This window comes from Phytoactinopolyspora alkaliphila (genome assembly GCF_010550695.1).
Classification (GTDB): Bacteria; Actinomycetota; Actinomycetes; order Jiangellales; family Jiangellaceae; genus Phytoactinopolyspora; species Phytoactinopolyspora alkaliphila.
Genome location: NZ_JAAGOB010000007.1, coordinates 124,114 through 147,457 on the forward strand (window position 1 = coordinate 124,114; position 23,344 = coordinate 147,457).

Genomic DNA, 23,344 nt, shown 5'->3' on the forward strand with positions numbered 1-23,344 from the left:
CGAACCGAGCAAGAACTCCACTTGGCCGAGGCCGAGAAGGGATTGTCATGCGACGAATAACAGCGCTCTGCCTGGCTACGGTAGTGGCCGTCTCGGTCGCCGCGTGCGGCGGCGATGACGACCGCTCTGCTGGTCAGAACAACGATAGCAACGGCGGTGACGAGCAAGTGCTGGTCGTGCCCGTGCAGTCCGCGCCGCAGAGTTTGAACCCCAACTGGCAGGATGACGTGGGCTCGTACTACGTCTCTGGCAACATCTTCTCCACACTCGTCATCCTCGACTGGGGGGTCGCGGAGGGCACCACCGCGTACGGTGACCTCGCCGAGTCGTGGGAGGCCTCGGAGGACGGGACCACCTACACCTTCACTCTCCGCGATGGTGTGACCTGGCACGACGGCGAGGCGTTCTCATCGGCCGACGTGCTGTACACCTACCAGACGGTGATGGACAACGACTATCCCGGAGCCGAGGTGTTCGCCGGTGCGACGTTGAGTGCGCCGGATGAGAGCACGTTTGTGGTGAGCTTCCCAGAGCCCAACGTCAGTTTCATCCCTCTGCTGGCCCAGGTATCCAACTGGTACCTGAAGGTCTTGCCCCAGCACATCTACGACGGCGAGGACTGGGCCACCAGCGCCGCGAACGAGAACCCGGTCGGCACGGGCCCGTTCGTCTTCGACTCCAGCGGCGCCCAACAGGCAACCCTGACGGCCAATCCTGATCATTACCTCGGTGAACCCGAGGTGGACCGATTGGTGTTGCGGGTGGTGCCCGACGCCTCGGTCGCCAATGAGGCGTTCAACGCGGGCGAGTACCCGTACTTGCCGAGCCAATACGTTACGTCCTACGAGGACATCCGCCGCCGGCTGGACACCGAGAGCGGCACACGGGTCATCGAGACACCGTCCACGTACGGCCGCGACGTGATCTTCAACATGACCGTCGAACCTTTCGACGATGTCGACGTCCGGCGGGCCATCGCTTACGCCATCGACCGTGCGCAGATCTCCGAATTGGCCTTCCGCAACCTGTGGGAGCCCGCGTACACGGCAGGCAGCCCATATGTGCCGACCTACCTCAACGAGGACGCGACCTTCCCGGAGTACGACCCGGGGGAGGCGGAACGGCTGCTCGATGAGGCCGGATATCCACGCGGAGACAACGGCACCCGATTCACCATGAGATTCACCAACGCGACTCAGGAAGACTCTCGGCTGATCGCCGAGGTTCTGGTCGAGCAGCTCAAGGCGGTCGGGATCGATGTGCAATGGGAAACCTACGACCAGGCCACCTGGAGTGAGCGAGTCAAGGCTGGTGGCGATTGGGTGACCTCGACCTACTTCACCCGGTATGGTCCCGACCCCGAGGCGTACTGCGAGCACTTCCAGACCGACGCCAACCGCAACTTCGGCGGGTACTCCAACCGCCAGGTCGATCAGGCATGTGACGACGCCCGGCAGACCACGGACGAAACCATCCGCACCGCCGCGTACGACCTTATCCAAGAGCAGGTCGTCACTGATCTTCCCTACATCAATCTGTTCGGCCAGCTGCGGTTCTCGCTGGCCGACGATGCCTGGCAATGCCTACCCGTCGACGAATGCGGATTCGACCAGTCCCTCGGCTGGTTCGGCTTCCGTTCGGTTATCCCACCTGGAGAATGAACATGAACACCGATTCCAGCATGGACATCGTCATCGACACCCACTGCCATATCGGCCGGTCGGAGAACTCACCGGAGAACAGCATCACAGGAGAATCGCTGATCGCCGGCATGGACAAGTTCGGTATCACTCACGCCATCGTGTTGCCACTGCCCAGCGTGCACGACTTCCGTGGCGAACATGACTCCATCGCCGAACTGGCCGAGCAGCATCCCGGGCGCATCTTCGGCTGTGTGTGCATCCCTCCCCAGGAGGGAGCTGACGTGGTGCGGGAGGAAACCCGCCGGTGTGTCGAGGAGTACGGCTTCGTGGCCATGAAGTTCCATCCCTTCCACCACGGCGGCGGTCCGGCGTCCGTGCGCGGAGACATGGTCTTCACCGTTGCCCGAGAGTTCGACCTTCCTGTCATGTCGCACACCGGGTCCGGCGCGCCGTGGTCGCTGCCCACTCAGTTGATCCCGGCCGCGCAGAAGTATCCGGAGGTGAGCTTCATTGCCGCGCACTCCGGTCAGGAGATCTACGCCGACGATGCCTTGCTGGCGGCGGAGGTGTGTTCGAACATCTACCTCGACTCGGCTTGGACCAGCGCCGGGCCGGTGCGCAAGTTCATCAAGGCGCTGGGGGCGGAGCGGGTCATGCTTTCGACCGACCTGCCTCCGAACAATGCCACCGAGATGGCGAAATGGCGGCATTTGCCGATCAGCCCGGAGGAGAGAGTGGAGAGCCTCAACACGATGCCGCGACGGCTGTTCAAGCTCGATGAGCACGGGTTCGACGACACGATCCGACTGCCTGACGCGGCGCGTTGAGCCTGACTGACCGAGTGGGGGTGGCCGGGTAATGACACATGTTGGCGATCTGGGGCTGGTGGAAGCGTCCCGGTCACTCGCGGTTGGGGAACTGTCTGCAGTGGATCTCGTGGAGGGGTGTCTGGATCGGATCGCAGAGCGTGACCCCTCCTACGGCGCGTGGCTGAACGTGTACGCAGATCGTGCACTGGAACAGGCGCGCGGATCCGACCAGCGCCGGACAGCGGGCATGGCGCTTTCCCTGCTGGACGGTGTACCGGTGGGACTCAAGGACGTCATCGGTGCTGCGGGCTATCCGCTGACAGGCGACAGCGCCGTGCTGGCGGGGAACATCGCGACGGTGGATTCCGGAGCATGGTCCGCCTTGCGCCGAGCAGGAGTGATCCTGCTCGGACATCTGCACTGCGGTGAGTTCGCTTGTGGCGCCGGCCAACGGAATCCGTGGGGGCCGGACTTCAGCGCAGGCGGCTCGAGTAGCGGTTCGGGGGTTGCGCTGGCAATCCGGACGGTTCCAGCCACCCTCGGTACCGACACCCGCGGAAGTATTCGCAATCCGTGTGCGCAGAACGGTGTCACCGGCGTCAAGCCGACGTACGGTCTGGTCGACGCCGCGGGCATCATCCCGCTATCCACCAGCTACGACGTCGTCGGGCCGATGGCCCGGTCGGCGGCGGACTGCTCGGCGTTGATGTCCGTACTCGCCACCCGTCCCGTTCAGCCCGCTCAGGATGACTTGACCTGGCCCGACGGGCCCCGTCCCGGGAAGCGCCCCCTGTCAGGCACCAGAATCGGAGTGCCACAGTTCGCTGCCGGAGTTTTGGCCCCCGGCGTTGCGGCTGTGCTCGAACGGTTCACGGGCGAACTCCGTGATCTGGGGGCGCAGATCGTGCCGCTGCAGCGCCCGGACAACCCGCTGGAGGAGAACGGCGGCCGGGCTGGTGGCTACAAGACGATCATCGGCGCCGAGGCGGCCGCGCTCCACAACGGGCTTGCCGACCGCTGGGGGCTGTTCCGCGAGGAGTTCCGTAAGATCTTTCCACCTTTGCTAGACACCGACGGTACCGCGGCGCAGTACGTCGATGCCCAGCGCAAACGGACCATCCTCGCCACGCGTTGGCGGACGATCTTCGATGAACTGGAGCTGGATGCTATCGCAGAACCCTGTATGACCGGCGAGATACTGCGGGTCGGCTATTCCGCGCGCGATCCCAACCTGCCGCCCCGACTGTTCGGAATGTGGAGCGATACGAACTTCCCGGTTGTGTCCTTGCCGGGCGGGCTGAGCCATGTTGATTCCGGTCCGGTGGGCCTGCAACTGATCGGTGTGCCCTTTACTGAGCCTTTGCTGCTGCAGATCGCCATCGACTACCAAGCTCGAACCGCGCATCACCTGGCAGAGCCACCCGGCCTCGCCATACTGCCCGAGCCGCTGACTCCAGCCAAGGCAACCGACCCCGTCGATGATGCCTGGGTCACAACACCGTTCACCGCACCGGTTCATCCCTTCAAGGTTCTCTATGCCACGTAAAACATAAATGCGCCAAATTGCCCCCGACGTGAGCGGTTGCTCAAACAGGACAGGTCGATCTGTAATTCTCCGGCGACCAACCATGTTCGTGATGCGGAAGTGAGACCCATGCTCTTTGACAGAAGTGCTTGCACAGCGCTCACCGGCGGCAGCGTCCTTGTGGGTGGACGTTGGCTGCCGTCTGCCGGCGAGCGCACGGCGGTAGTCAGCGCTTCGAACGCGGTCGAGATTGTCGGCGAAGTCGCAGATGTGACGGCGCCGGAGATCGACGCGTGTGTGGATGCTGCGCTGAAGGCGTCTCGCGAGTGGAAGGCGTGGCCGATGCCTGCGAGGGCTGAGGCGCTTCGGAGATGGGCGTATCAACTGCGTGAGAATCGTGAACAGCTGGCGGTTCTGATGACGCGGGAGATGGGCAAGCCTCTCCGGGAGTCCCGGGGAGAGGTCGATCGCGCTTACAACGAGCTGCAGCACACGGCCACGGAAGGCACGCAGGCCTGCGGGACTGTTCTGCCGTCCTTGGTGGAGGGGCGGTCAGTGGCGGTGCATGCTGAGCCTGTCGGTGTGGTTCTTGGCATCACGCCGTGGAATTTCCCTCTGATGTCCGTTATCCGAAAGGCTGCACCGGCCCTGTTGTTCGGTAACAGCGTGATCATCAAGCCTGCTTCCGAGTGTCCTTTCACTGCGAAGTTGGCGTGCGATCTGGCCCTTCAAGCGGGCGTTTTGCCGGGTGCAATTTCCTTGCTTACGGGCAGTGGCCGCACGGTGGGCTCGGTCCTGGCGATGGACTCTCGGATCAACGCGATTTCGTTCACCGGCTCTACTGAGGTTGGGCGGCAGCTGTACACGACCGTCGCTAAACGTTTCGCTAAGGTGCAGCTGGAGCTCGGCGGCAAGAACGCCTTGTATGTGCATTCGGTGCGAGACGCGGGGGCCGTGGTAAAGGAGATCACGCGAGGGGCGTTGGAGGTCTCGGGACAGCGTTGCACGTCGATCAGTCGCCTTGTCGTGGAAGAGTCGCTCGCGGACGGGCTGGTTGAGAGCTTGGCCGAGATGTGGGATGGGCTCACTGTTGGGCCAGGCGACGTGGAGAGTAGCGACGTCGGTCCCATGGTCAGTCAGGAGCATGCCGATCTGGTCCGTTCGTACATACGAAGCGGCGTCGACGACGGTGCGGCACTCGCGTGTGGAACAGAATCGGGGCAAGGGGGCAGCTTTGTCCAGCCCACTATTCTCGATCATGTTGGAACAGACATGTCTGTTGCCGGCGAGGAGATTTTCGGCCCCGTGCTTTCCGTGATTCGAGTGGATGGCCTTGAAGAAGCAATGCGGGTGGTGAACGGCACCGAGTACGGGCTGGCCGCCTCGGTATTCACCACCGACCGTGACATCGCAGCAGAATTCGCCGCTGAAGCTGAGGTCGGGATGGTGCATGTGAATCATGCGACGGCGAGTCAGCCCCACGTCCCCTTCGGGGGCAGGAAGGCATCCGGCGTAGGACCCTTCTCCATCGGCTACACGAACCGCGAGTTCTTCACCCAGACCAAGACCATCTACTGGGAGGGCTGAGGAAGTCCAACCCGAGCGACCCGAAAGGCGCGAGTATCCAACCGAAGAAGATGCGCGTGGCTGTGCGGGCCTGGGCGCTGGATGTCGGAAGACGTCCACAGCCGGTTCACCATCCCCACCGAGCGGTGACTACCGATCGCAGCATGCGACACCGAGCACGGCGGGGTCGGCGAGAGGTCTGGAAAAGCGGACCGGGAGCCATCCCGAAACCGCGCTGTGGGAGCCAGAATCGCAGCCCGTAAACACGGGACGCGGTCTTCCGCCCGCGGTGTCACCCCATCAGCAGCGACATCCCACCGTCGATCCAGACCTCCGTGCCGGTGATGACCCGAGCCTGGGACTAACGAGGAACGCCACCAAGTTGGCGACGTCGTCGGGGTGCAGACCTGTGTCCGTCCCGGCCTGCGGCGCCCAGGCTGCTGGCCTCGCAAAGGTCCTCGACCGCTGGGCTCAGGCCAACCCCGAGCTCTAGACCAGGGCAGGACGACGAGCGGGAGTTAGGACGATGGGCCACTGCGCCCGGAGAGCTGCTCGACCTGGAGCAAGAGTGCCGAGTGGTCCAGGGCGCCGTGGCCCTGTGCCCGCGCCGCGCCCATGAGGCTGGCGACAAGCGCGCCCAGAGGTATCGCCACCCCGGCTTCTCGGGCTGCAGACGTGACTATCCCCAGGTCTTTGTGGTGCAAGTCGACCCGGAAGCCCGGGCTGAAGTTCCGGGCCAGCATCCCGGCCGCCTTGCGGTCCAGGACGGCGTTGCCGGCCATGCCACCGGCAAGTACCTGGACGGCCCGTTCGAGGTCCACGCCATGGGCGTCGAGGAAGACCAGCGACTCCGAGACCAGCTCGAGGACACCGGCGACGATCAGCTGATTGGCGGCCTTGACGGTCTGCCCGGCGCCAGCCGGGCCGACGTGCACCACCGTGGTGCCCATCGCGTCGAGAACTGGCTTCGCGGCCTCGAATGCCGCCGCGTCACCGCCCACCATGATCGACAGCTTCGCGTCGATGGCGCCCTGTTCACCGCCGCTCACTGGTGCGTCCAGTACCTGAATGTCACGCGCTGCCCCGGCTCCGGCGAGCCGGCGGGCGACGTCCGGGTGGATGGTGCTCATGTCGATGACGAGCGTCCCCGGTGCCACGTGCGCGAAGACGCCGTCGTCGCCGAGAACCACCGCCTCCACGTCCGGCGAGTCCGGCAGAACGGTGATCACCACATCGGCCCCGCGTACCGCATCGGCCACCGAAGGGGCAGCGCTGCCGCCTGCCTCGACCAGCGGCTCGGCCTTCGCCGGCGTGCGGTTGTAACCGGTCACGTCGAACCCGGCCGCGACCAGGTTGGCCGCCATCGGCGCCCCCATCACGCCGAGGCCGATGAACCCGATTGTCGTCATGCGCGTATCCCTTCGTTGATCCAGGCGAACGGGTCGGCTGTATCGCTGAGGTACTCCAGAGCGATCCAGCCGGCGTATCCCGTGGCAAGCATTTCATCCACCCACGCGCCGATCGGGCGCTCCCCTGTGCCAGGAGCTCCGCGGCCAGGGGCATCCGCGATCTGCACGTGCCCGATTCGCGAACCATGCCCGGATCACACCGGGAACGTCGTCGCCGTGGACCGCGAGGTGGTACATGTCTAGCAAGAGTGCCACGTTGTCCGCTCGCGGATGAAATCTAATCTGGCCGTCGACGCGCTCGCATCACCCGCTTACGAACAGAGGCATCGGTCTTCCTCGGCATAGTGCGCATCCTTCTAACTCAGAAAATGCGGCGCCAAAACAGGGCCGGTTCAGTTATCACCTGCCGACAGCAGGCCATTGGAAACTTGCGTGGTCCAGAGTTCGGAAGACCGACTAGGTGAAACTTGGGTTCGTTGCTATGGTGCATAAATGATCGAGAAGTGGGGATGGGGGGACTCGGCTAGAGCCGAGCGAGGCCGCGTCGCTCTAGGAGCGGCCCAGCCCGTCCTCGATCTTGCCAAGACGGCCTGCGGCCTCTTCGGCTTGGACGCCCTGGGTCGAAGTGTCGACCGCGCCCCGCCCGCCTGCCTTTGACTCGTGCCTAGCGCGTACTCGAGTTGCGCGATCACCCGAGCGTGGCCCAGACAGGGTCGCGCCCTTTTGCACGCTCAAAGGACAGGACATGCACATCCAATCACGAGATCCACAGGCCACGATTCCGCCAGAGGTCAGGGCGCGTATCGAGGAGGCGTTGAACGACGCCGCCACAAGTCGCCAGCGTCAACTCGAAGACCTGCCTCCGCCCACTGATGGAGATTCCACTCCGAACTCCGCCCTTCGCGGAACCGTCGAACGGATCCTGACCGAGATCCGCGCCGCCCAAGATCGGCTGGCGGTCGGAACGTTCGGTATCTGCCGACGATGTGGCGCGACGATCCCGATCGAGCGTCTCGAACTGCGCCCTTGGGTCGATACCTGTGTCCGTTGCGCGGATCGGTGACAGTGTCGTCCTGAACGTTCGAACGGGCGGGAATTGCGAAACGTGGCACGGCTGTTTTCGCCCCCCAGGGCAGATGGCTTTTTCTCTGGCGCTGGGCTATGGTCGGCTATGAGCCCGCCAACCGACGAGGGGAAGCGAGTGAATTATGGCCGGCAAGGCGCCCCGCGGAACAAACGCGAAGAAGCCCGCGAAGCTGACGCTTAAGGAAAGGCGAGCAGTGAAACGCGAAAAGACCGAAGGTGCGGAGTTCATCAAACCCCGTAAAAGCGCGACGAAATAGATCTGAACCTTCCGCGCCTATTGCCTTCGCATGCCGGGGCTGCGTTGTCCCTTTCGTCCAATCGGACGGCCTTCGCAGCCCCGGCACCCTCCCTCGACTTCGGCCGTCGGCGTCGGCCGAAGACCAAAAGTAGCCATGACCGTTGAGTCTCCATGTCGGCGGCACGTCCGCGCCGCTGGATAGACAGTGCCTGGCTTGGCGCATCAGGAGGCCGCCCGTGCCACCACGGCATGCCGCGCGGCCGCTGAGCCGAGATCACCGCGGTTTGACAAGCCATAGCCCGGGTAGCGAGATGGTGAGTCCACTCATGGAGGTGTGTCATGACTCCAGCGCCGCAGTCGCCCGACGATCCGGCGGCGGTTCGGAGTCCGGTCCGGATGGGTGCTTACGTGGTGGCGGTCGTCTTCCTCCTGGTCGGCATCCTCGGTTTCGTTCCGGGCTTCACGACGAACCTCGACGAGCTGTCATTCGCCGGACACGAATCGAACGCGTTGCTGTTCGACGTCTTCGCCGTGTCGGTGTTGCACAATGTGATCCACCTGCTCTTCGGTGTGGTGGGGCTCATGATGGCTCGCGGAGCCCGGAAGGCGCGGATCTATCTCATCGCCGGGGGAGCGATCTACCTGGCGCTGTTCATCTACGGGCTGATCATTGACTATGACAGCGAGGCCAATGTCGTGCCGTTGAACGACGCCGCGAACTGGCTGCACCTGGGCCTGGGCGTCGGCATGATCCTGCTCGGGCTCTTGCCTGGGTGGGGCGTGCGTGGCCGCCGAGGCGCCGAGCGCTGACTCGAACCACGGTGAAGCGCGGCCAGCACAAGCTGAGTGATGCGAAGGCCGTGACGATGATCAGCCGCCTGACGGCGGCACGGCATGGGCGAGGAACCAGTCTCCCGCGAGGCGGGCGACGTCGTCGAGTGCGCCGGGTTCCTCGAACAGATGGGTGGCCCCGGGGATCACCTCGAGCTCGCACGTCTCCGGCAACTGCGCTCGCGCGTGCTCGTTGAGTTCAAGAACCTGTGTGTCCAGGCCGCCGACGATGAGCAGCGTGGGTGCTTGCACGAGCCCGAGTGCGTCACCGGCGAGATCCGGGCGGCCGCCGCGGGAGACGACGGCCATGACCCGGCCTGGTGCCCGCGCGGCGGCGACGAGCGCGGCCGCAGCCCCGGTACTTGCGCCGAAGTAGCCCAGCGGTAGGCCGGCGGTGCCCTCCTGGTCGGCCAGTACGGCTCCGGCCGTGTGCAGCCGGTCGGCGAGGAGCCCGATGTCGAAGCGCAAGTGCCCTGTGGTCGAGTCGGCGCGTTCCTCGTCGTCGGTCAGCAGATCCAGAAGCATGGTCGCGAGGCCGCGCCGCTGGAGCGCCTCGGCCACCCGGCGGTTGCGTGGACTGTGCCGGCTGCTGCCGCTGCCGTGGGCGAACAGGACGATGCCAGGGGCGCCGTCGGGAAGAGCGAGGTCGCCGTGGATGGTCCCGGTGCCGTGTACCTCCAAGCCGACGGTGTGTTCGACGACGCCGGCCGCACCGTCGTCGTCGCGCCCGCTGAACGACATGGACGCCACCTCCTGTGCTGTCGCGGCGCCGGCTGTAGATGCCGGAATCACTTAGGCGCTGCGCAGTTCCGGTAGTACCTCGTCCTGGTAGAAGCGGAAGAACGAATCCAGGTCGGTGCCTATCTGGTTGACGTAGACCTCGTCGAACCCGCTGTCGACATACTCGCGGAACGCTCCCACGTGCGCCTCGGGATCGGGACCGCAGGTCACCGCGTCCGCCAGGTCCTCCTTCGACACCATGCCGGCGGCCTGCATGATGTGCTCCGGGGTGCGCAGCACCTGGGACAGCTCTCCACCGACGCCCTCGTTGGGCCAGCGTCTTTGCACCGTGTCCAGGGCCTCGTCCTCGGACGGTGCGAAGGCCACCTTGAGCCCGCCCTGCTTGGGCTTCCCCTGGCCCCCGGCTGCCTCGAAGCGATCCACCATCTCGCGCGACGGGCTCATGCCGATGTAGCCGTCGGCGATCCGCCCGGCCACGTCGATCGAGGCGGGTCCCAGCGCCGACACGTACACCGGCGGCGGCTCCTCGGGCAGCGTGTAGAGACGTGCGTGCTCGACCGTGTAGTGGTTCCCGTAGTGCGTGACCACCTCGCCGGTCCAGAGTTGCCGCATCACGTCGACGGCCTCCTCCAGCATCTCCAGCCGAGTCTTCGCCAGCGGCCATGGTGCGCCGGTGATCTGCTCGTTGAGGGCCTCCCCGGTTCCGACGCCCAGCACGAACCGCCCCTCGAACATGAGGGCGGTGGTGGCGGCGGCATGGGCCACGATGGCCGGGTGCGTGCGGACCATCGGGCAGGTGACCGCGGTGGCCACGGGAAGGCTCGTCTCGCGGGACAGCGCTCCGAGCACGGACCAGACGAACGGGCTCTGGCCCTGCTCGTGGGTCCAGGGGTGAAAGTGGTCGGAGATCCACAAGGCGTCGAAGCCGGCCTCTTCCGCGAGATGCGCCTGGCGGATCAGCTCAGCCGGTTCCCAGTCCTCGCAGGAGAGGAAGTATCCGAACCGTGCCACGGGTGCTCCCTTCGTACGCTGGTGCCGCGCATTTACCCACGAGCCCCGGCGTGAAACCGCCCGTCTCCGCCGGCGTCACCGAGTTCGAGACCGCGACCTGACGCCGTTCAGTCGTCCTGACACTCGTTTGTCGCGCCAACCGGCTCAACACCGGGCTTTGGCGCGACTGGAAGGTGTCAGGACGACTGAAGGGCGCCAGGACGTCGTCGTACGCGGCCAGTCAGGACGACTGAACGGCGTCAGGACGGGGGAGGGCCGAGCGGGTTGTCCCGGAGCGCCACAGCGACGCCGTGCAGGTTGGCCGCCATGGCTCGCCCGGTGGAGTGCGACCACTCACGGCCGCGTTCCTCGTCGAGGTAGTCCGGCCCTGGGCCGGGCCCGAGATGCCAGTAGGTCCACGACTGGCCGGGGACGGTGTAGCCGATGTCGACGAGCGCGCCGCTGATCTCGCTGATGACGTGGTGCGCTCCGTCCTCGTTGCCGGTGACCACCACGCCCGCTACGCGGTTGAAGGCCACCGGCCGGCCGTCGTCGTCGGTTTCGCTGAGCATCGCGTCCATGCGCTCGAGCACGCGCTGAGTCACCGACGACGGCCGGCCCAGCCAGGTGGGCGACGCGACCACGAGGATCTGCGCGTCGAGGAGTCTGGCATGGACCGACGGCCATTCGTCGTCGCCGCCCATGTCGGTCTCGACACCCGGCGCTAGCTGGAGATCCACCGCCCTGATGGTCTCCACCGTGACACCGCGCCGGCTGAGCTCGCCGCTGACGACGGTGGCCAGTGCCTCGGTGTTCGACGTCTGCGGGGACGGCTTCAGCGTGCAGTTGATCACGAGGGCGCGCATGAAGGCAGCCTTACCCCTGGCAGGTGCGGCCATAACGGGCGGTGCAACCTGTCCCCTTCAGCGCCGCCGCGCCGCCGTCTAGCGTGCGTGACAATCGCACGATCACGGAGGGCGGAGCGGTGAAAGGGATCATCCTCGCCGGAGGGACCGGGTCTCGGCTGTTCCCGCTGACCATCCCGGTCAGCAAGCAGCTCATGCCGGTGTATGACAAGCCGATGATCTACTACCCGCTCACCACCTTGATGCTGGCTGGTGTCACGGACGTTCTGGTGATCACCACTCCGGACGAGGCGGAGGCGTTCCACCGCCTGCTCGCCGACGGTTCCGACTTCGGGCTGTCCATCTCCTACGCCGTCCAGCCGCGACCCGAAGGCCTGGCACAGGCGTTCCTGATCGGTGCGCGGCACATCGGCCGGGATCCGGTGGCTCTCATCCTCGGCGACAACATCTTCGCCGGCCCCGGGCTCGGGTCCCAATTGCGCAAGCATCGCGACCCGCACGGGGGAGTGGTCTTCGCCTATCACGTGGCCGACCCGACGGCCTACGGCGTGGTGGAGTTCGACGCCGACGGGCGGGCCGTCTCTCTCGAGGAGAAGCCGGTCCGCCCGCGCAGTGCGTACGCGGTGCCGGGCCTGTACTTCTATGACAACGACGTCGTCGAGATCGCCCGCGGCCTGCGTCCGTCCGCCCGAGGCGAGCTGGAGATCACCGACGTGAACCGGCAGTACCTGGAAGCCGGCAGGCTGCAGGTGGAGGTCCTCCCACGAGGCACCGCCTGGCTGGACACCGGCACCTTCGAGACACTGATGGCGGCAGGAGAGTACGTCCGGGTCATCGAGGCTCGCCACGGCGAGAAGATCGGCTGCCCGGAGGAGGCCGCCTGGCGGCTCGGGCTGATCGACGACGAGCAACTCCGGCGCCGGGGGAGTGCCCTGGCGAAGTCCGGATACGGCGCGTACCTGCTGAACCTGCCCGCGTGACGCGGCCCCCGGCCGCGGTAGGTCAGGCGTGCTCACTCGTCCGGTTGCTGAGCATCTGGGACAGGTCGTGGGATCCGTAAGATTTCAGTCACTGGGGGTGCCGCGTGCCTGCGCGGTCTGGCGAATGACTGCCCAGGGGTCTGCGACTGGACCTATGTGCGCGAGCTTGTCGGGGTTGATGATGGTGCGAATCATCTGGATCTCTCCGTTGAGTATGTCAAGCGTCCACGTGTTGATGACGTTGTTGTCCCAGTCGCGGAAGATGGCGCCAGGTTGGCCGTTGATCTCGTGTGGCTCCACTGCGCCGCCGATATGGACGAACGGCTTCAGGATGGTAGTGAGGACACGTGCGACGTTCTCGGCGCCGACGACGCCACTGCCCCATTGCGGGGCCTTACCGCCGCCATCCGCTGTCAGATGGACATCGGCTGCGAGAAGTTCCCTGAGGCCATCGACATCACCTTCGGCGAAGGCGCCGAAGAATCGGCGGGCAAGTTCCTCGCGCTCACGGCGGTCAGCATCGAATCGGGGCCGCCCTGCATCCATGTGGCGGCGCGCCCGGACTGCGAGTTGGCGGCACGCCGCCTCCGATCGGCCCACCGCCGAAGCGACCGCAGGGAAGCCGAACCCGAACACCTCCCGCAGCACGAACACCGCCCGCTCCAGCGGGCTGAGCCGCTCGAGCAGCAACAGAGCCGCCATCGACACCGAATCGGCCAGCTCCGCCGACCGTTCCGGATCCTCATACGGGTCGGTGAGCAGCGGCTCAGGAAACCACTGCCCGACGTAATTCTCCCGCCGGACCCGGGCCGAGCGCAGCACATCGATCGAGACCCGGGTTACCACGGCCGAGAGAAACGCCTTGGTCGACGTCGGGAGCGTCGGGGAGGCGTCGTACCGCAGCCAAGTGTCCTGGACCGCGTCCTCCGCCTCGCTGACGCTACCGAGGATCCGGTAGGAGATCGAGAAGAGCAGCGGCCGTAACGTCTCGAACTCCTCTGCCCTGGTCACGCCAGCTCTTCCCTGAAGCCCTGGCGCCACGAGGGATAGCTCGGCTTCCAGCCGAACTCCCGCTTAGTTTTGGCGTTGGAGAAGCCGCGGCCCTCGGTCATCACTCTCACCGCCACCTCTCCGCCCAGCGGCCGGGCCAGCCACACGGGGACCTTCATGGGCCGCCTCGCCCCGACGCACTCCGCGAGAAATGGAAGCCACTCGTTGGCCGGAGCGGGTTCGTCATCGACGATGTTGAACACGCCACTCGCCTGGTGCTCGACGGCCAGAACCGTAGCGCTCGCCGCATCCTCCAGATGCACCCACGAACTGTAGCCGGCACCGTCCCCGACGAGAGGGAACTGCCGTCTGCGTACGGGTCCCACCAGGCTGTCGATGGCTCCCGGCCCATAAAGCCACCCGTATCGCAGGATCGCGCCGCCAACCTTGCTGACGACCTCTTCGACATAACGGATCGCCTCCATGCTTTGTTGCGCCGCCGTCCCGTCATGCAGGTCCAGAGGGTCCTCCTCTGTCTTCACCCAGCCGCCGGTGCGGATTCCGTTCCAACTGGCGTAGCTCTGCGCGACGAAGTGAGCCACGCCGGTCGCCTCGGCAGCGGCCAGCAAGTGATCCGTTCCTTCCGTGCGCAGCCGATTCGTGGTGGCAAACCAGCGGTCGAAATGCTTCATATCGGGCTTGCCGCCGATGGACGTCATCTGATGCACGATGGTATCCGGCTGAGCTGCTGCCACCGCCTCACCGACTGACGCCGCGTCCAACCCGTCCATGACGACCGCTTCAGCACCCATCCGTCGAATGACGTCCAGATTGGCTGGTCCGGACGTCGTCGCCGTCACCTCATGTCCGCGTGCTATGAGTTGAGGCACCAACCGCCTCCCCAACACACCGGTCCCTCCCGCTACGAACACCCGCACAGCCGTCTCCCTTCATGTCGCTTAATCGCTCTCCTAGCCCTGAGACGAGACAGCACGACCGTCGTGTGACATGGAATGAGGAAAGATCGAGACCCATCCGCTGCGCGGACTCCCGGCGTCAAGACCCCGACCGTGGGCGAGCCTGCGTCAGGGGTGGGTGGCACACGTCCATGGCGAACTCCGCACCGCCGGCATGGCGCGCTTCTGCAAAACGTGGACGGATTCGCACGTCGATGTGGTGTAGGCGATCTCAGGGCGAGCCCCGGATGTCCAGCGTTGACTTCCGGCAACCCGAGTCCGGGCTTCAGAAGGTCCGATACGTCCAGTTGCCTGCGACCATCGTGCCCACCACTCCCGGATCGGCAAGCTGGGTGAGATCGGCGCGGATGGGATCGTGTTCCAGGACGACGAGATCGGCACGGGTACCTGGATGGAGCCCAGAGCGCCCGCGGCAGGCTGCCGTGAGTGTGTCGGCGATTCCCATCCGCTGTTCCGGATGCCATGGCTCGTCGTCGGCGCCTTGTGCCCGCAGCACGGCGGCCCTGATTCCCAGCCACGGATCGAGGGGAGTAACCGGAGCATCTGACCCCAGCTCCACCTGGATCCCGGCGGTGACCATGTCGGCGTAAGCGAAGGCACGATGGGTACGGCCGGCCCAGTGCCGATCGGCGACGTCACGATCCCCGAGGAGATGCGCAGGCTGAACGCCGACGGTCAGCCCGAGCTTTGCCAGCCGTGCCACACCGTGTGGTGGAAGCAGTTGGGCGTGCTCGATCCGGCCGTCGCACGCCAACTCCTCGAACGCGTCAATCGCCATCTCGGCGGCGAGGTCGCCGATGGCATGCACTGCACTGTGGATCCCGTGCTCGGACGCTTTACCCATCAGCCTGCGCAATTCGTCGGGTGGTGTCTCAAGAAGACCGTGGGCGTCCGATGACGCACTGGCCCCTGGATACGCGTCATGACACAGGGCGGACCGGGAGTTCAGCGACCCGTCGACGAACAGCTTGAGCGGCCCGGCTTCGACCATGCCGTCGGTGTCCGGTGCGATGTCGCCCGTCTTCATGCCACGCTCGATGGCCACATCGAGGTGCTCTTTGTAGACCGTGCACGATACGCGGACAGGCAACCGCTGCCGCCGTACCCTGCGCTGCCAGGACGGGAGGCAATCACCGAACTCGAAATCCATCAGCCCGGTGACCCCGTGAGCTGCCGCGTCGTCGAGTGCTTCGGCTATCCACGCGTCGACTTGGTCCACGCTGTACTCCTGCAGCGCAGCCATCGCCCGATAACAGTCGATCTCTCGAAGCACACCCGTCGGGTGGTCTGGCGCGCCGATACGTCGCAGGGCAGTCGGGCTCAGCCAAGCCGTGTGGAGGTCGTTGCTCTGCAGGGCGATGACGCGGTCGGCCGCAACCCCCCGGTAGAGATCCTTGTGCGGCAGATCCGGCCACAGGCCGTCGCGATAGCCATAGCCGATCAGGATCTCGTCGGGGTCCGACATGGCGGCCGCCGCTTCCGCGGCCAGGTCCGCGGCCTCCCGCGCTGACTTCGTCCCGTGGAGATCGAGGCGCCGGCGCGATATCGCCCAGCTCTCGACATGGACATGCGCATCCCAGAAGCCGGGCAGCACGGTGCGCCCGTCGAGATCGAGTCGCTGTGACGGTAGTGCTTGCGTGCCGCCGGCCTCGCCCAGCGAGTGAACCATCCCGTCCGCGAGAATGAGCGAGGTCAGGTCGGTGGCACCTGGCAATCGGGCGTTGTCGAGCAGAATGCGCTCAGGGCAGGGTGTTGCACTCATATAAGTCCTTCGAGTGGGCATGTGTGGCACATGCGGGAAGCCAGCCCGTCGCGGGCTTGGTCTGGAGGTGAGTCAGAGTGTCTTGCGTCGTTCCTGGCCGGACACCGCGAAGTCGAAGATCGCGGTCGCCGCGAGTCGGGAAGTCGTATCGTTGACGTCGATCATCGGATTGACCTCCATCAGGGCAAGCGCGTCGCAGTGGGGCGCCAGGCCAGTGACAAGATCCAGGAAATGCCGCGAGGAGAAGCCTCCGGGCTCGTGCGCACCCGAGCCCGGAGCAAACGCGGGATCGACGACATCGATGTCGACGGTGAGCACCACGTGATCGGCCCCGCCGACACGGTCCACGATGCGCCGTACGGAATCGGTTACGCCGATGTCGATGCTCGTTTTGGCGGTGAGGACCTGTAACCCGACGTCCTCGGCGTAGCGTGCCGAGGAGGGAAAGTTGAAGTTGCGGAGCCCCACCTGGATCGTGGCGCCGGGCGCAACTCGATCGAGCTCCAGGCAGCGGCGCATCCCGCTGGACTGACTGAACCCACCTTGCTTGGCGTTGGTGTCCGCGAGATCGAAATGCGCATCGAGATAAATCAAGCCAACCGAGCCAGACACGGACCGATGAAAGCCCCGCACCGCGCCGAACAGCATCGAGTCGTCGCCGCCAACGAAGATCGGCACCCGTTCCTTGTCCATCGTGTCGGTGATAGCCGACGAGACCGCATCGAGCGAGGCCATCAGATCACTTGGTACGACCTCAGCGTCTCCACGGTCGGTGAGGAAGTTTCCGGACAGATCATGGTGGGACGCACTGTCCAGCCAGTAGACGGCCTCATCTTCGACCCGTCCTCGGATCCAGGCCAGGCTCCGGCGGATCGCTTCGGGCCCATATCGGGATCCAGGCCAGCCAAGGGTCGCTCCACCATCGAACGGGGCGCCCCACAACTCGAACTCACGCACGTCGGTTCCTCCTCGACTTTGAGTTTCCTTGGATCTCAGGTGGTCAACGCCCAACTAGTTGGCATCGGAGCCGGTGAACAGATCGAGCTGGCGGTTCGGCACGGCGGATGACATGAGCAGCAGCGTCTCTGTACGCCCGTACGACATCAGGTCGTCCAGCAGCACTTCCAGCTCGGGTACGCCTTCGCACACCACCCTCAGCAGATGCGAGGCATCGCCAGTGACCCGGTGGCATTCGAGTACGTGCCGGAGGGTGCGAGCATGTGATTCGAAGCTCTTGAACGTCGGCGGCTCGTTGAACACCTTGATGTACGCCTGGACGCTGTATCCCAGACGCTGGATGTTGATCTCGGCGCGGTAGCCCGTGAGGAGACCTTCGTCCTCAAGCTTCGCCACACGTTCCGTCACGGCCGCCGGGCTCAGTCCGACCCGCCGGCCTACCTCGGCATACGTCAGCCTCCCCTCGGCCTGAAGGATCGTCAAGATCTTCCGATTGACTGTGTCGAGTTCGACGGGTGGCTTCATTCTCATTCCCCCTCATACGTCGATCCGGCGGGCGAGGTGTGGGTCGAGATGACAGGCATCACGGGCGCCGGTGTCAGTAACTCGTATCCGGATTCCGTCACCGCGACCATGTCTTCGATGCACAGCATGCCGACGTCCGGCGGTGCCACTATCGGTTCGACGCAGAAGACCATCCCGGACTCGAGGACGGTACTGCGCTCGTTGAAGTACGGTGCCTCGATCAGATGCATGCCGATGCCGTGGCACAGGCTGAAGTCCCAAGCGGTCATTCCCCGCCCCGCCAGGACCGTGCTCATCGCATCCACGACGTCTTGGCCACGCACGCCGGGACGGATCGCGGCCAGGGCCGCGTCTCGGGCCTCGACGCACGCGTCGATGGCGCGGCGCGCTTCGGCGCTGGGGTCGCCGACGAAGCAGTTCCGCGAGACGTCGCTGCGGTAACCGCCGATGGTGGCTCCGAGATCGACCACCACGACCTCGCCGTCCCGCGGGCGCCGGTCGGTCGGCCAGGCGTTTTTGAACATCGACCGGAAGCCGGAGAGGGCGAAGCAACCGAAGTCCATCGCCTCGGCCCCTCGGCGGACACACCCGGCGTGGGCCGCGGCGGCAACGTCTAGCTCAGTTGCTGACGTCGAGACAGTGTGAAGGGACTCCATGAGCGCGGCCGAAACGGCCACACCCAGACGCCGGAGAAGCGCCAGCTCCTCGGCACTCTTGATCCGCCGGATCCGGCGGACCGCATCGCTGCAGTCGACCCATGTCACACCCGGCCGGAGCTCGGCCAGGCAATTGAACGAGGACACGGGTATGGCGCGCACATCGGCAAACCCGATTCGGCCGCGGGTCGGCAACGCTTCGGCGACCTGCTTGAGCAGCCCGTCGGAGGCCGGCCCGGCCTGCTCACCGGCGGCCGGCCGGAGATCGTGCACCCAGGTAGTTTGGGCGTTCGAGTGCATTGGCTCTCCGTGCGCGATCGCGGATGTGCACAGCACCGGGGGTCCGGAGCCGTTCAGCACGGCGAAGCTCTGACCCCACCAGGTCGAGAAGCCGGTGAGATGCCGGGTCGGGGCGTCGTCGGCAGGTGAGCCGTACAGGACGAGCGCATCGCATTCGTGAGCCGCGGCGACGGCTCGGTAGCTTTCCAGTCGCCGACCGTACTCGGACATGGAGAAAGTCAGCTCGAGCACGTCCAGCCGGGCCGGCCAGTTCCAAGGGATTCGCGCCTCAGGCACGGGCGGCCACCTCCGCCTCGCACGCTCGGGCCAAGCCCGCGCACATGATGTCTATCTCGGCAGCCGACACCGTCATCGGCGGGCGGAAACGAATACTGCGTGGTCCACCGGCCAGGGCGAAGATCCGCTGCTCGTCGCGCAGTCGTGCCATGACACGGTCACGGGTACTGGTATCGGGCAGGTCGATTGCGGCGATGACGCCGCGCCCGCGAACGTTGATCACGAAATTGTCGCTGCTCTCCGACAGGGCGTCCAGACCATCCAGGAGGTGATTTCCGACCTCAGCGACATGCTGGAGCAGGTTCCGAGCTCGGATCACTTCCATGACCTTCGTCGCCCGGACCATGTCGGTCAGGTTGACCCCCCACGTCGAGCCGATCCGCGCCGTGGTGGCGAAGACGTTGCTCTCTACCTCGTGCACACGGCGCCCCGCCATGACTCCACATACCTGGAGCTTCTTGCCGAAGGCGATGATGTCGGGCTCGAGCCCGTGTGCCTGATAGGCCCAGGGTTCGCCGGTGGCACCTGCGCCGCTCTGTACCTCGTCGAGGACGAACAGCGCGTCGTTCTCCCGGCACATCTCCTGGACCCGCGACAGGAACTCACCGCGAAGATGGTTGTCGCCGCCTTCGCTCTGGATCGTCTCGGCGATGAAGCAGGCGATCTCCCCGCCTTGTTCGTCGAAGGCTTGCGCCGCGGCGTCGAGCGCGGTTCTCTCAGCCTTCTCGATCTCGTCCAGGTATGTCTTCACCGGGTACCGGACCACGGGTGCGGGGACTCGCGGCCAATCGAAGGCTGGGAAGTGGCGTGTGTAGATCGGGCGGGTGTTCGTCAGGGACAGGGTGTATCCCGATCGCCCGTGGAAACTGCCGGTGAGGTGCAGGACGCGCCACGGGGGGCGGTCATCGGACCGGGCCGGGTCTGAGCGCTGCGCTTTCCAGTCGAAGGCCACCTTGAGAGCATTCTCCACCGCCAAGGCACCTCCTTCGACGAACATCACCTTGTCGAGGGCGGGGTCGGCGAATGTCCGGTCGAACTCGGTGAAGAACTCGGCAAAATCCTCCGTGACGACGTCGGAACACGACGGCTTGTGCAGGGCGGCTCGCAGCAACCGCCCCCGGAACCGATGATCCTCGGTCAGGTCCGGTGGGTTCATGCCCAACGGCTGAGAGCCGTGGAAACCGGCGAAGTCGAGGTAGGGTCGCCCGTCCTCCGCCGACGCCAGCCATGTGCCGTGGCTGCGCTCGAAGTCGAGAACGAACGTGCCGGGCTGATACGGCAAGCGGGAGAGCACACGCGGAGGCACGGGCGCGTCTGGCGGGGGAGTCACGTACGTGTTTCCTTTCACGGGTGGCCAAAGTGTGGGCACGATCGATCACATCCCGTAGCCGAGCAGCCTCGGCAGCAGCAGACTGATGTCCGACCACAAGGTCAAGACCAGCAACGCGGCGATCAACACCGCGATGAACGGCAGGATCTCCCGGATGATCTCGGCCAGCGGTGTCCGAGTCTGGTTGCTGAGTATGAACAAGAGCATCCCGAACGGTGGTGTGGCCAGGCCGACCATGATGTTGAAGGTGATGACCACGCCCAGGTGAACCGGGTCCACACCGGCGGTCAGCAGGGCGGGAAGAACGATCGGAATCATCACCAGCAGGAGCACCATGGTGTCGAGAACCATGCCCAGGAGCAGGAAGACCACGTTGACGATGAGGAGCAGCACGATCGCGTTGGTGCTGACCTCGAGCAACCCCATCGCGATGCGGGCACCGACACCCTCGCTGGCTACCGCGTAGCTCACGATGAATCCGCCGGCCAGGACTACACAGGTACTCGCCGTCTGGCGGGAAGCCGTCCGCAACACCTGGTATATCCGGCGGGGCGAGCGAAGCCCGTACGCCGTTCCCAGGATCAGCGCGTACAGCGCCGCGACACCGGCGGCTTCGGTGGGTGTGAAGGCGCCGCTGTAGATGCCGCCGAGCAGGATGACCACCGTCAACAGGGCAGGCGCGGCGCGGATGAAGGACCGGCCCACATGTCCAAAGCCCTGCCACCCCGGTTTCGGGAAGTCCTGCCGGCGGGCCAGGAAGCCGATGAGGCCCATGAGGAACAGCGCGATGACGACTCCGGGTAGGATCCCCGCAGCGAACAGCATGCCGACGCTGGTGCCGGAAAGATACGCGTAGATGACCATGGTGATGCTCGGCGGGATCACGCCGCCGAGGGTCGCGGACGCCGCGCTCGCCGCGCACGCGAAGCCGGGCCTGTAGCCGGCCTCGACCTGAGCTTTCGTCACCATCTTTCCGGTTCCACTGGCGTCGGCCATTGCGCTGCCGCTCATGCCGCTGAACACGCCGCTCGTGACGACGTCGACCTGGGCCAGACCTCCTCGCATGCCGCCCACCGTGGAATGCGCGAGCGTGAACAGGCGCTCGGCGATCCTCGACACGTTCATCAGCTCGGCGCCGAAGATGAACAGCGGGATCGCCAGAAGGATGAACTTCGAATAGAAACCGCCCATGACCACCTGCGCGACATTGCCCAGGTCACCGCCTCCGACCAGCATGTACACCATGCCGCCGGACAGCATCGTGAAACCGATAGGCGTGCGCAGGAGGAAGCCGGCCACGAGGACTATGAGCATCACCGTGAATTCCGTGCTCATGGCACGACCCCCTCGCTGTCCGGGCGCCATGCTCGGAGATCGGCAAAGAGGCGGACCAACCTGTGTAAGACCGTTGCCACGAGGAAGACGAGGAAAGGCGAGAAGGCGATGCTGAACGGCACGCCGACGCCCGGGACTCGTTCGGCTCCCATGAACTGCAGGTAGCGCACGGTCGGCCAGATGGCCAGGCTGAACGGCACCACGATCAGAAGATCGGACCCGATCCGGCTGGCGAACTGGGCAGCAGGCGGCAAGCGGCGGTAGACCAGGTCGAAGGCGATGTGGTCATCGTCTCGGTGCAGCGGACCGCTGCCGATCGTGATGACAGCGATGAAGGCGAGTGTGCTGATGCTGACAGTCCAGACGAGCGGCTGATCGAAGACATACCGGGACGCCACTCCGGCGATCACCGTCACGAACATAGCGATGAAGAGCACGGCGGTAGCAGTCTCTTCGAGTCCGCGGATGAGCCTGACGCCGTGCGAGACCCGCTGCTTGTCGCGTACCGGCGCCTCCGTCATCGAAGCGACTCGATCTGGTCGTACATATCGGGCAACCACCTCTCGGTGATGGATTCGTCTTGGAGGTACGTTCCTAGGACGTGCTCGCGGAATGCGTCGACGTCCGGTTCGTACACCCGTAGTCCGGCCTCCTCGAACTGCCGTGCCAGGTCGGACTCCAAGGCCAAGGTCTCCGCGGTCGCCTCGTCGCGCGCGGTGCGCCAGGCGTCGACGATCGCGTCCTGGTGGCCGGGGTCCAGACCTTGCCAGACGTCCTCGTTGATGGTCGGCCAGACGGAGTCCGCTACATGGCTGCTGAGGACGACCTGCTCGGTCACCTCGTGCAGCTTGCTGGCGTAGGTGAGGGGGAGGGGTGTCTCCTGTGCATCGATCGTGCCCGTCTGCAGAGCGAGATAGACCTCTCCGAATGCCACCGGTGTCGGTTCCGCGCCTAGGGCGCGCCCCATATAGAGCCAGTTGTCCCGGTCGGGGACGCGCAGCTTGACTCCGTCCAGGTCCGCGGGGGTTCGGACCTCGCGGCTTCCGTCTCGAAGACTGAGTTGCCTGGTGCCGATGTAGAGCGTGGTCAGCGGGCGAATCCCCATCTCTTCGCGAACCAGCTCAAAAAGTTGCTCACCGGGTGGTCCATCCATGACTCGGTAGAGATGCTCGGCGTCGGAGATCACGTATGGCGTCGAGACGATCTCCGCCGCAGGCACGCGATCGGCTACCCATTGGGGGCCGGCGAACGTCATATCGAGATCGCCCCGGAGCAGTGCGGACTGCTCAGCGTTCTGGTCGTACAGACTGCCACTGCTGAAGACCTGGATCTCGACGGCGCCGGAGGTGTTCTCCTCGACCAGCTCCGCGAACCGATTGATCGCCCCGGTGGCGATATCGTCCGGAGCGAGAATGGTCGAGAAGCGCAGGCTAACCTCGCCGCCGCCCTCGGTGTCGTCGTTCGACCCACCACAGCCGGCCAGCACGGCGGAGAGTGTGAGTGCGACGCCAGCGGCCGTATTCGAGAGGAATCGCTTCGTCATCATGCACCT

The 23,344-nt window shown here is 65.4% G+C and carries 22 protein-coding genes; 7 read left to right on the top strand and 15 right to left on the bottom strand.

Annotated elements, in window-relative coordinates; genetic code table 11:
* Window positions 1-47: 47 nt before the first annotated feature.
* The 4 genes from G1H11_RS14430 to G1H11_RS14445 all read left to right on the top strand — a co-directional run bounded on the left by G1H11_RS14430 (window position 48) and on the right by G1H11_RS14445 (window position 5,564).
* Window positions 48-1,661 (top strand): ABC transporter substrate-binding protein, encoded by a 1,614-nt coding sequence (locus tag G1H11_RS14430; protein ID WP_163819287.1) that lies wholly within the window; start codon window positions 48-50, stop codon window positions 1,659-1,661.
* 2 nt (window positions 1,662-1,663) lie between these two features.
* Window positions 1,664-2,470, top strand: coding sequence for an amidohydrolase family protein (locus tag G1H11_RS14435; RefSeq protein WP_163819288.1), 807 nt, complete (start codon window positions 1,664-1,666; stop codon window positions 2,468-2,470).
* 31 nt (window positions 2,471-2,501) lie between these two features.
* Complete coding sequence (locus G1H11_RS14440) at window positions 2,502-3,998, top strand: amidase (protein WP_163819289.1); 1,497 nt, start codon at window positions 2,502-2,504, stop codon at window positions 3,996-3,998.
* 108 nt (window positions 3,999-4,106) lie between these two features.
* A complete protein-coding gene (locus G1H11_RS14445) occupies window positions 4,107-5,564 on the top strand; it encodes an aldehyde dehydrogenase family protein (protein ID WP_163819290.1) in 1,458 nt (485 codons plus the stop codon).
* 497 nt (window positions 5,565-6,061) lie between these two features.
* Here G1H11_RS14445 and G1H11_RS14450 read toward each other — a convergent pair whose 3' ends face one another.
* Together G1H11_RS14450 and G1H11_RS27445 are read right to left on the bottom strand one after the other, a co-directional pair.
* Window positions 6,062-6,952: a 2-hydroxy-3-oxopropionate reductase gene (locus G1H11_RS14450; RefSeq protein ID WP_163819291.1), complete on the bottom strand. Its 891-nt coding sequence runs from the start codon at window positions 6,950-6,952 to the stop codon at window positions 6,062-6,064.
* Complete coding sequence (locus G1H11_RS27445) at window positions 6,949-7,119, bottom strand: hypothetical protein (protein WP_425501228.1); 171 nt, start codon at window positions 7,117-7,119, stop codon at window positions 6,949-6,951. The genes G1H11_RS14450 and G1H11_RS27445 overlap by 4 nt, the downstream gene beginning before the upstream one ends.
* A 578-nt stretch (window positions 7,120-7,697) precedes the next feature.
* Between G1H11_RS27445 and G1H11_RS27450 the strand changes: the two genes are divergently transcribed.
* Window positions 7,698-8,015, top strand: coding sequence for a TraR/DksA family transcriptional regulator (locus G1H11_RS27450; protein WP_163819292.1), 318 nt, complete (start codon window positions 7,698-7,700; stop codon window positions 8,013-8,015).
* Window positions 8,016-8,615: 600 nt separating this feature from the next.
* Window positions 8,616-9,086, top strand: a complete 471-nt coding sequence (locus G1H11_RS14460; protein WP_163819293.1) for a DUF4383 domain-containing protein — start codon at window positions 8,616-8,618, stop codon at window positions 9,084-9,086.
* A 60-nt stretch (window positions 9,087-9,146) separates the two neighbouring features.
* Here G1H11_RS14460 and G1H11_RS14465 read toward each other — a convergent pair whose 3' ends face one another.
* From G1H11_RS14465 to G1H11_RS14475, 3 genes are all read right to left on the bottom strand, one after another.
* Entirely contained in the window at window positions 9,147-9,848 is a 702-nt protein-coding gene (locus tag G1H11_RS14465; RefSeq protein WP_163819294.1) for a dienelactone hydrolase family protein, read from the bottom strand.
* A gap of 51 nt (window positions 9,849-9,899) precedes the next feature.
* Window positions 9,900-10,859, bottom strand: coding sequence for a TIGR03557 family F420-dependent LLM class oxidoreductase (locus G1H11_RS14470; RefSeq protein ID WP_163819295.1), 960 nt, complete (start codon window positions 10,857-10,859; stop codon window positions 9,900-9,902).
* A 239-nt stretch (window positions 10,860-11,098) separates the two neighbouring features.
* On the bottom strand, window positions 11,099-11,704 hold the full coding sequence (locus G1H11_RS14475; RefSeq protein WP_163819296.1) for a flavodoxin family protein: 606 nt from the start codon (window positions 11,702-11,704) through the stop codon (window positions 11,099-11,101).
* 119 nt (window positions 11,705-11,823) lie between these two features.
* Here G1H11_RS14475 and rfbA point away from each other — a divergent pair, with 119 nt between their 5' ends.
* Window positions 11,824-12,684 (top strand): glucose-1-phosphate thymidylyltransferase RfbA, encoded by an 861-nt coding sequence (gene rfbA, locus G1H11_RS14480; protein WP_163819297.1) that lies wholly within the window; start codon window positions 11,824-11,826, stop codon window positions 12,682-12,684.
* Window positions 12,685-12,768: 84 nt separating this feature from the next.
* Here the strand turns inward: rfbA and G1H11_RS14485 are convergent, their stop codons facing one another.
* From G1H11_RS14485 to G1H11_RS14530, 10 genes are all read right to left on the bottom strand, one after another.
* Window positions 12,769-13,695 carry an RNA polymerase sigma-70 factor gene (locus G1H11_RS14485; RefSeq protein ID WP_163819298.1) on the bottom strand — a complete coding sequence of 309 codons (927 nt, stop codon included), beginning with the start codon at window positions 13,693-13,695 and terminating at the stop codon, window positions 12,769-12,771.
* Window positions 13,692-14,612 (bottom strand): NAD-dependent epimerase/dehydratase family protein, encoded by a 921-nt coding sequence (locus tag G1H11_RS14490; RefSeq protein WP_163819299.1) that lies wholly within the window; start codon window positions 14,610-14,612, stop codon window positions 13,692-13,694. Before G1H11_RS14490 ends, G1H11_RS14485 begins: the two co-directional genes overlap by 4 nt.
* A gap of 304 nt (window positions 14,613-14,916) precedes the next feature.
* Window positions 14,917-16,413, bottom strand: coding sequence for an amidohydrolase (locus tag G1H11_RS14495; RefSeq protein WP_163819300.1), 1,497 nt, complete (start codon window positions 16,411-16,413; stop codon window positions 14,917-14,919).
* Between the two features lie 72 nt (window positions 16,414-16,485).
* Window positions 16,486-17,370: an arginase family protein gene (locus G1H11_RS14500; protein ID WP_163819301.1), complete on the bottom strand. Its 885-nt coding sequence runs from the start codon at window positions 17,368-17,370 to the stop codon at window positions 16,486-16,488.
* Between the two features lie 54 nt (window positions 17,371-17,424).
* On the bottom strand, window positions 17,425-17,895 hold the full coding sequence (locus tag G1H11_RS14505; protein ID WP_163819302.1) for an Lrp/AsnC family transcriptional regulator: 471 nt from the start codon (window positions 17,893-17,895) through the stop codon (window positions 17,425-17,427).
* Window positions 17,896-17,897: 2 nt separating this feature from the next.
* The gene (locus tag G1H11_RS14510) at window positions 17,898-19,127 is read right to left on the bottom strand and encodes a M24 family metallopeptidase (RefSeq protein WP_163819303.1); all 1,230 of its coding nucleotides are present in this window, start codon (window positions 19,125-19,127) and stop codon (window positions 17,898-17,900) included.
* Entirely contained in the window at window positions 19,120-20,457 is a 1,338-nt protein-coding gene (lat, locus tag G1H11_RS14515) for an L-lysine 6-transaminase (RefSeq protein WP_163819304.1), read from the bottom strand. The genes G1H11_RS14510 and lat overlap by 8 nt, the downstream gene beginning before the upstream one ends.
* A 45-nt stretch (window positions 20,458-20,502) precedes the next feature.
* On the bottom strand, window positions 20,503-21,792 hold the full coding sequence (locus G1H11_RS14520; RefSeq protein WP_163819305.1) for a TRAP transporter large permease: 1,290 nt from the start codon (window positions 21,790-21,792) through the stop codon (window positions 20,503-20,505).
* The gene (locus G1H11_RS14525) at window positions 21,789-22,313 is read right to left on the bottom strand and encodes a TRAP transporter small permease (RefSeq protein ID WP_163819306.1); all 525 of its coding nucleotides are present in this window, start codon (window positions 22,311-22,313) and stop codon (window positions 21,789-21,791) included. The genes G1H11_RS14520 and G1H11_RS14525 overlap by 4 nt, the downstream gene beginning before the upstream one ends.
* Window positions 22,310-23,335 (bottom strand): DctP family TRAP transporter solute-binding subunit, encoded by a 1,026-nt coding sequence (locus tag G1H11_RS14530; RefSeq protein ID WP_163819307.1) that lies wholly within the window; start codon window positions 23,333-23,335, stop codon window positions 22,310-22,312. Before G1H11_RS14530 ends, G1H11_RS14525 begins: the two co-directional genes overlap by 4 nt.
* Window positions 23,336-23,344 lie beyond the last annotated feature (9 nt).